This is a genomic window from Oscillospiraceae bacterium, from assembly GCA_034925865.1.
Taxonomy (GTDB): Bacteria; Bacillota; Clostridia; order Oscillospirales; family SIG627; genus SIG704.
The window spans coordinates 18,415-27,034 of record JAYFRN010000017.1 but is presented as its reverse complement, the minus strand read 5'-3'; the positions used below and the strand labels follow the sequence as shown (position 1 = coordinate 27,034).

The following is an 8,620-nucleotide window of genomic DNA, read 5'->3' as shown; positions in this document are numbered from 1 at the left end:
ATGCGTGACAGGTGAATAGTTCGCTTCTCGCTTCGGGAATTGTCAGCTTGTATGTATCAACGCCGTTTTCACCGCTACTGACAAAAACATCGTATATTCCGTAAGGGTACGGAACAAAGCCTTCTATTTTGCTGTCTTCTCCAAACTGTGCCCCGGCGGCGGAAAGCTTTTAACGCAATTTTTCCTCTGTCAGTTTTACAGCTTTGAGCGCGTCTGACAATTCGAGGCTCTTTCCCTGATACAGGTCATAGAAAAGCGTATTTACATATTTGAGAGTTCCTTCCGGATTGTAATAAAGCATGGCAAAAGCATAATTTCCGTCGATGCATGTGCTTTCGCATTTGCGGGTTATCTGGCTTAAATCAATTGCATCGTTAGTAAATTTCTGATAGATCATATCACTAGCTTTTGAAACTACCTTGTTTATTTCATCATAGTTATCTATGTAAAATTTATTTTGCGGTGAATATAAATTTAATGTTTCATCATACATACTCATCCCTCCGCCGAATGCGGAATCAGTTTCCGCGACCAGCTCGGAAAGCTGCGCCGGCGTGAGAGGAACGCGCTCCTCCGTTTGTGTTTCAGAGGGAACACCTGTGTCAGGTTCTGTTTCAACTGAGGTGCCTGTTTCAACTGAGGTGCCTGTTTCAGCAGAGCTTCCTGTTTCAGCAGAATCTTCGGTTTCGAAAGGATTATTGGTTTCCGGTAAAGACTCAGTCTCAGGAGCTTCCGTATCATGCGAAGGTTCTGTCTCATGAACAGTCAACGGAGAGATACCGGTTTCAGGAGGAATTCTGGTAACAGGCACGTTTGTCTCAGAAATACCGGTTTCCGCTCGGGTTTGGGTCAACCCAGTATCATGTGAAGCTTTTGGAGAACATGAAGCGAATGCGATAAGCGAAAAAACTGTTACTGCGCATAAAACCCCAGCTATAATTCGTGTTTTCTTCATAAATGAAATCCTTTCTAAGCGGGGACTGTCAAATAAACTATAATAAGTATATGGAGCTTTAGACCTATATTGAACTCGGATAAGTGATTTTCGTTTTAACGGCAATTAACAGAAATTATATAATTGCTCTTTTTGTAATATTACCATACTATGAAATCAAAAGCATACGCATTGATCTTGAAAACTCTCAGCCCAAGAAGATGATATATAAAATTTTATAATCAATAATTATAATATAATTCATAATAATATTTTTGTCAATCTTTTCTTTAGATTTTTTTGATATAAACAATGAGAAGCGGAAGAATCAAAGAATTTTGTTTGCAGAGTTTCTATTTTAAGCGTTAATTATTTAATTTATGCATTAAAAAAACGCCGCAAAACGCGGCGCTTCAAGTCAGCTGCGATAATTTACTTATTTCTTTTTGACTTCACCACAACCGAAGCGGTCAAAGAAGCAAGCGTCAATATAATCAAAGCGGAAAACGGATCTCCGGTTGCCGGATTCGTGTTTTCGATATCAGTAGGTTCTTCCTTCGGTTGCTCCTTGGGCTTTTCGGGAGAAATTCCGGAGAGGACAAGCGTTCCGTAAAGAGAGGTGTCGGCATATCCGCCGGCGCCTTTTATGTTCCATGTGCAAAGCCCGACACGCTCACCGGAAGCGCCGGCATCATTTGAATCGTTGTACTGCGGCTCGAAGCCGATTTTACCGCCCTCGGTAAGAGTGAAATCCAAAGCCTTAGCCGGGATCGCCATTTCTATTATCCATCCGGGAGCGGAAATCTTATATGAGCATTTGAAAGCATCAATCGCTCCGTCGAATACCTTGGCGACGCTTTCGAGTCCTTTTCCGGCGGTGACATATATGTATCCCGCTTTTGCCGCGTCGAATCCTCCGGCTTTATTGTTAGCATAATCAATGTGATAAATCATGCAGTCAGTAAGCCAAAGTGAGCTTCTTGATGCCGTTACAACAGTCGGATCTGTAATTTCACACCAGATATAAATATAGTTTTCGTCCCAGAGCGTCCTGAATCTGGCCGATGCTGTTTTTGGATCCGTAGATGCCGTCCAGTAATTGGAATCATGTTCGTTGGCGGTAAATTCCTCCGCGTATTTCCATTCGTCGTCCATTATGCCGTCGATAACAACGGTGCCATTATAGGTTTTTACCGAAGCGGTTTCTGCCGCCGCAGATAAAACAATCGACATAAGCATAAAAAGCATGAGGATGAGCGTGATGAACAATTCGGTGAGCTTTTTCATTGGTTGCCTCCTTGATTTATTTCATTTTTTTGGAATTTATACTTGCATTTTAACACAAGAAGTATTATATTAATAGTCAATTTCATGATTATAAAAGACATATATTGCTCAGTTCTGCAATTGAAAGGTTATTTAGGTTATTATTTATGTCAAACAATCATCTCCTGATCACTGCCCCGATATATTACTCCCTTGCTTCCCTGGTAAGCCGTCCGCGCCATTTCCATGCACACGCGGAAATTATTCATGTGCTGTCGGGTAAATTGACGCTTCAAACGGAAGACGGCGAATTTATTCTCTGCGAAGGAGATACCTGCTTCATATTTCCGAATCAGCTGCACGGTTACTACGCCGATGTTCCGGAAAAGCATCTGATGATCAATTTTTCAGCTGAATATTGTCCCGAATTCTCAGACATTTTGACAAAAAAGAAGCCTGTCACAAATGTCTTTTCCGTTACTGATAAAGAAGGCTACAAAGCTCTGTTTGACGAGGCATATCACAGCTTTTACTCTCATTCGCCCTATGCAGAACAGCTTTGCCGCGGGTATACTCTTGTTCTGTGCGCCGAATCGCTTTCGCATTTGGAATTGGTGGATTTTGATCCTGCAAATCTCAGAACGATGCAGCTGATCATAAAATACTGTCTAGAAAACTATACCTCGAAACTGACGCTTGAGCAGATGGCATCCCATCTGCACATAAGCCGCCATTACATATCACATCTGTTTTCTTCCGAAATGAAGACCGGATTTCTTGAATATGTCAATTCATTAAGAGTAAACAAAGCAAAATCAATGCTTGAATCACCGGAAGAACGCATAACGGACATAGCTCTCAGCTGCGGCTTTGAGAATCAGCGAACCTTCAACCGGGTATTCTTGAAATTCTGCGGTGTGACTCCGCGTGAGTACAGAAAAGCTTTGATTCATGAAGAATGACAGTCTCGGCATATGCTCCGCGAGCCTCTGTTTTACGGCTTTTTTGCAAAATACTATTGACAAATAACCCTTATGGTATTATATTTAATGTATGTACAACGACGTTCTGCTCCGACTGCATTTTGTCTCAGTCAACGCGGAACGTAATTTCTTTTTGGAGGATTAACGCCTTGTACAACAAAACCGAAGCGTTTGATTTTATAAAAGATAATGATGTAAAATTCATCCGCCTCGCTTTTTGCGATATCTTCGGAGTTCAAAAAAATGTCTCGATCATGCCGTATGAACTGGAACGCGCTTTTGAATCGGGCATATCCTTTGATGCGTCATCAATCGACGGCTTCGGAGAAGAAAATAAAAGCGACCTCTTCCTTATTCCTGATCCGTCAACACTTTCGCTCCTGCCATGGCGTCCTTCAAGAGGACGTGTGGCAAGATTTTTCTGTGATGTCCGTTCTCCGGGACTTGTCCCCTTTGAATTCGACTCACGCCTGATATTGAAAAAAGCCGTGAGATACGCCGCGGATAAAGGCTTTTACGTAAACTTCGGCGCGGAATGCGAATTTTACCTGTTCAAAACAGACGAATCCGGCGCGCCCACGTCCATTCCTTATGACAACGGCGGATATATGGACATATCGCCGGTTGATAAATGCGAAAATATTCGCCGTGAAATTTGCCTCACGCTCGAGGAAATGGGACTCTATCCCGAAAGCAGTCATCATGAATGCGGCCCGGGCCAGAACGAAATAGATTTTAAATACAATAGCGCTATGACCTCCGCCGATAACTTTATCGCGTTCAAAGCTGTCGTAAGCGCGGTTGCGGAACGCAATGGTCTTTATGCTTCCTTTATGCCAAAGCCAATAAATCGCAAGGACGGCAGCGGACTTCATATCAATATGTCCGTTCACCGTTTCGGCGAAGCGTCATATGACTCAAAGCTCGCTGAAAACTTTATGGCGGGTATATTAAACAAAATAGCGGAAATAACGCTGTTTTTAAACACCGCAGAGCAATCATATAAACGGCTCGGTGAATACAAAGCGCCGAGATATATCACATGGTCTCCGCAGAACCGTTCTCAGCTCATACGCATCCCGGCTGCCGAAGGCGAATATTCTCGCATTGAGCTGCGTTCTCCTGACCCGCTCGCAAATCCGTATATCGCGTTTGCGCTTTTGATATACTCCGGTCTGGAAGGAATTGATAAAGCTCTTTTACCGCCGCCTCCCACGAATCTCAATCTGTTTGCGGAACCATTATCCGAGCTGATAAAGATAAAAGCTCTGCCGGATTCAATAAACGAAGCATACGCGCTTGCCTCGGAAAGTGAATTTGTCACACGCACCATGCCCTCCGGGCTTGCCGATATGTATTTAAAGGATCGGATATAACTTTTCCGGCGTATACAGGCAAGGTTAAATAAGGTAAGGTAAAACAATGGTGTTCATACCTCCTAAACAAATTCTTATAGTATCTTCATCAGAAAGCGGTTATATTCATATTTGTGATATGCTGTCTTCCGACATGCCTGCGAGCTGGGCTCTTCCACGCCCGAGGCGAGCCTCTTCCGGCGGCGAAACGCGGCGGCTGACGGCAGAAGCCGAATATGATCTTATCGTTATCAATGCGCCGCTCAACGACGAGCAGGGAGAAACACTGGCGCGGGATATCGCAGGATATTCCGACAGCGATAGCGGTGTTATACTAATCCTGCCCTCGGAAAATTTTATGTCTGACGCGACAAGAGCAGCGGAAATCGGCGTTATATGCATACAGAAGCCAGTATCGCGAAGAATATTCGCGCAGGCTGTTATGTTGATTTTTTCAACTCGCGAAAAGCTTATGTCCCTGAAATATGAAAACCTCCGCCTCCGCGCAAAATCCGATGAAACGCGGTCAGTATTCCGGGCAAAATGTCTTTTGATGGAAAAATACAGCCTTACCGAGGCTGAAGCTCACCGTATGATTGAAAAAAGTGCGATGGATACCCGCCGAACAAAGCGTGAAACCGCCGAAGAAATAATCAAAACACTTCAATAAAGACTTTATATATAAATTTGAATCAAGGAAGTCAAAATATGTATTCCCATTCCGAAATAACCGATAAATTGCATGAGGAATGCGCCGTTTTCGGCGTCAGCGTCACAACCGACGAAGCAGCCGGAATTATTTACAACGGGCTTCTTGCAATGCAGCACCGAGGTCAGGAGGGCGCAGGCATCGCCGCCGTGAACGGCAGCACAATAACCGTCGTTAAAAACAAGGGGCTTGTAAACGAGGTTTTCACACCGAAGATCATGTCAACCGTGCCGAAATCCTCTCTTGCGATAGGTCACGCGCGTTATTCGACGACAGGCTCAGATAAAGTATGCAATGTGCAGCCGTTTATGACCGAATATCTTACCGGACGCATCGCCACGGCTCATAACGGCAACATCATAAACGCCGCCGAGTTAAAAGCACAGCTTGAGAAAAAAGGTCTCGATTTTACAGCCACAAGCGACAGCGAGGTCATCTCATCTCTAATTGCGTATGAGCTGCTTCGCGCGGATGGTGACGTAATCGCCGGTTTCCGTTCGGCTTGTGGAAAGCTTATCGGCGCTTTTTCACTCATATGTGCGCTCAGTTCAGGAAAGCTCGTCGCGGTGCGAGATCCGAACGGCTTTCGCCCGTTATGTATCGGCAAAAATGAATTCGGTTATGCCGTCGCATCGGAAAGCTGTGCTTTGGACAGCTGCGGCTTTGAACTGGTGCGTAACGTGCTGCCCGGTGAAATTGTCATAATTGAAAACGGAGAGATCAGAGAATCGGCCGTCGCGCTTACCGCTTCGCGCCGCAGTCTCTGTGTTTTTGAGTTTATCTACTTTGCCCGCCCGGATTCCGTCATAGACGGGCTAAGCGTTTATGAGGCGCGTTTCAATATGGGACGCGAGCTTGCGAAGGAATATCATGTCGAGGCCGATGCCGTATGCGGCGTCCCTGACAGCGGATTGGAAGCAGCCGCAGGATATGCCGCCGAAAGCGGAATACCGCTTGTCAGCGGATTTGTTAAAAACAGATATATCGGCCGAAGCTTTATATATCCGACCCAGAAGCAGCGTGAAAACGCCGTAAGTCTTAAGCTTAATCCGCTTCGCGCCAATGTATCGGGAAAACGAATCGTCATTGTAGACGATTCCATAGTACGCGGCACGACCGGAGCAAAAATCGTATCGGCTCTCCGTGACGCCGGCGCAAAGGAAATACACATGCGCATTTCCGCTCCGCCATTCAGACATACCTGTCATTTCGGCACTGATATAGACAGCGAAGACAAACTGATTGCAAACAAACTTACCGTCGAAGAAATCGGAAAGCATCTCGGTGTTGATTCGCTTGGTTTTATTTCTGTCGACGGACTGCTTAAGGCGTGCGCCGGTTCACAGGTGGATTTCTGCACAGGATGCTTTACAGGCGATTATTCGGTCAAATTCGGCGAATACTCAAAATTCAACCTTGAATCAGGAAAAGAAAATAAATAATGACATATAAGACAAGGATCAATTCATGAAAAACGAAACTGTCATAATCCTGGATTTCGGCGGCCAATATAAGCAATTGATCGCAAGGAGAGTCCGCGAGCAAAATGTATACTCCGTGATCCTCCCCTGCGACGCTTCAATTGAAACCATCAAAGCATATAATCCTATCGGCATAATTTTTACAGGCGGTCCGAATGCCGTTTACATGCCTGATTCTCCAATGTGCAGCGCTCAGATATATTTGCTCGGCATTCCTATGCTCGGAATATGCTACGGAATGCAGCTTATGTGCCATATGCTCGGCGGAAAAGTCGAATCCTGCGTCTCAAGCGAATACGGCCAGACGCAATTGGAGCTTAAAAATACCGGATGCCCGATTTTTAAAGAGCTGTCCGGTTCGCAAACGGTTCTGATGAGTCATACCGACATGGTCACAAAGCTCCCTGAGGGATTTATAAGCGCGGCCAACACCGCATCCTGTCTGAACGCGGCTGTTTATGATGAAAAGCGTTCATTTTATGGTGTGCAGTTCCATCCCGAAGTCGAAGAAACCAAACGCGGAAAAGAAATTCTCCATAATTTTCTTTACGAAGTGTGCCATGCGTCCGGAGATTATTCCATGGACGATTATTTGAAAACAACCGTTGACGAGGTGCGGGCAAAAATCGGAAATGAAAAAGTAATTCTCGGACTTTCCGGCGGAGTCGATTCCTCCGTCTGCGCCGCCATTCTTTCAAAAGCGATCGGAGAACAGCTTATCTGTATCTTTGTAGATCACGGATTTATGAGAAAAAACGAAGGCGACGAAATAGAATCCGTGTTTTCAAAACGCGATCTGAAATTTGTCAGAGTCGACGCCTCGGAGAGGTTTTTATCTGCAATTTCGGGTATATCCGATCCCGAAAAAAAGCGTAAAACAATCGGACGACTTTTCGTAGAGGTTTTCGAAGAACAGGCCTCAAAATTTAACGACGCAAAATTCTTGGCTCAGGGCACAATATATCCCGACGTCATCGAATCCGGCGCCAATCATACAGCAACAATAAAAAGTCATCACAATGTCGGAGGCTTACCGGAACATACTCGTTTTTCGGGAATTGTTGAACCGCTTCGCGGACTCTTCAAGGACGAAGTCAGAAATTTAGGAAGACTGCTCGGGCTTCCCGATTTTCTCGTCAACCGTCAGCCGTTTCCCGGTCCCGGACTTGCGATAAGGATCATAGGCGAAATAACCCGTGAAAAGCTCGATATTCTCAGGGATGCCGACGCCATCTTCCGCGAGGAGATGAAACGATCACGCGTTAAAGCAAGCCAGTATTTCGCCGTTCTCACGGATTTGAAATCAGTCGGTGTAATGGGCGATTTCAGGACATACGATTATACAGTCGCGCTTCGCGCAGTTAAAACGAACGACTTCATGACATGCGAATACGCTCCGCTTTCTCATAAGCTTTTGAAAAAGGTATCTTCACGCATTACAAACGAAGTCAAGGGCGTGAACCGCATTGTATACGATATTACAGGAAAGCCTCCCGCGACGATTGAGTGGGAATGATATTAACCGGCTTTGATGTGCCGAAAAACCCTGTAATCATGTGGGTTTGCGGACTTTGCCATTCTCGCCCAATTGCTTTTGCAACCTTTTTGCAACTTTTCGAGTTAAAAAAAGCTTTTTTTGCCAGATGGAATAATATCGAGTGGCTTACAAGTTAGCCGTAAATTCTATAATATAAGACGGACATTGATCTTATTTGAGATTGATGTCCGTCTTTTTTTGTTGCCTAAATAATCTAATTATTTGACTTGAGAAATATCATTTTCGATATTTCTCAATTTTTTTTGCAAAGGGGGTTGAATTTTTCGGTTTTTTTGTCCGTTGGGTAGTGAGAGGAGAAACAAATCCTCCTTGAACCTTGAAAATTGAATATACA

At 44.7% G+C, this 8,620-nt stretch carries 7 protein-coding genes; 5 read left to right on the top strand and 2 right to left on the bottom strand.

The genetic code is table 11. The features are described from left to right. Positions 1–169 precede the first annotated feature (169 nt). Both VB118_07500 and VB118_07495 read right to left on the bottom strand, forming a co-directional pair. A complete protein-coding gene (locus tag VB118_07500; protein ID MEA4832446.1) occupies positions 170–955 on the bottom strand; it encodes a hypothetical protein in 786 nt (261 codons plus the stop codon). 411 nt (positions 956–1,366) lie between these two features. Further along, complete coding sequence (locus tag VB118_07495; GenBank protein ID MEA4832445.1) at positions 1,367–2,221, bottom strand: sugar-binding protein; 855 nt, start codon at positions 2,219–2,221, stop codon at positions 1,367–1,369. Between the two features lie 146 nt (positions 2,222–2,367). On the opposite strand from VB118_07495, the gene VB118_07490 reads away from it, so the two are divergent. The 5 genes from VB118_07490 to guaA all read left to right on the top strand — a co-directional run bounded on the left by VB118_07490 (position 2,368) and on the right by guaA (position 8,244). Continuing rightward, the gene (locus tag VB118_07490) at positions 2,368–3,162 is read left to right on the top strand and encodes a helix-turn-helix domain-containing protein (GenBank protein ID MEA4832444.1); all 795 of its coding nucleotides are present in this window, start codon (positions 2,368–2,370) and stop codon (positions 3,160–3,162) included. Positions 3,163–3,332: 170 nt separating this feature from the next. Next, the gene (locus VB118_07485; GenBank protein MEA4832443.1) at positions 3,333–4,559 is read left to right on the top strand and encodes a glutamine synthetase family protein; all 1,227 of its coding nucleotides are present in this window, start codon (positions 3,333–3,335) and stop codon (positions 4,557–4,559) included. A 46-nt stretch (positions 4,560–4,605) separates the two neighbouring features. Further along, positions 4,606–5,208, top strand: a complete 603-nt coding sequence (locus tag VB118_07480; GenBank protein ID MEA4832442.1) for an ANTAR domain-containing protein — start codon at positions 4,606–4,608, stop codon at positions 5,206–5,208. A gap of 38 nt (positions 5,209–5,246) precedes the next feature. Beyond that, a complete protein-coding gene (gene purF, locus VB118_07475) occupies positions 5,247–6,689 on the top strand; it encodes an amidophosphoribosyltransferase (protein MEA4832441.1) in 1,443 nt (480 codons plus the stop codon). A gap of 25 nt (positions 6,690–6,714) precedes the next feature. After that, positions 6,715–8,244, top strand: a complete 1,530-nt coding sequence (gene guaA / locus VB118_07470) for a glutamine-hydrolyzing GMP synthase (GenBank protein ID MEA4832440.1) — start codon at positions 6,715–6,717, stop codon at positions 8,242–8,244. Positions 8,245–8,620: the final 376 nt, after the last annotated feature.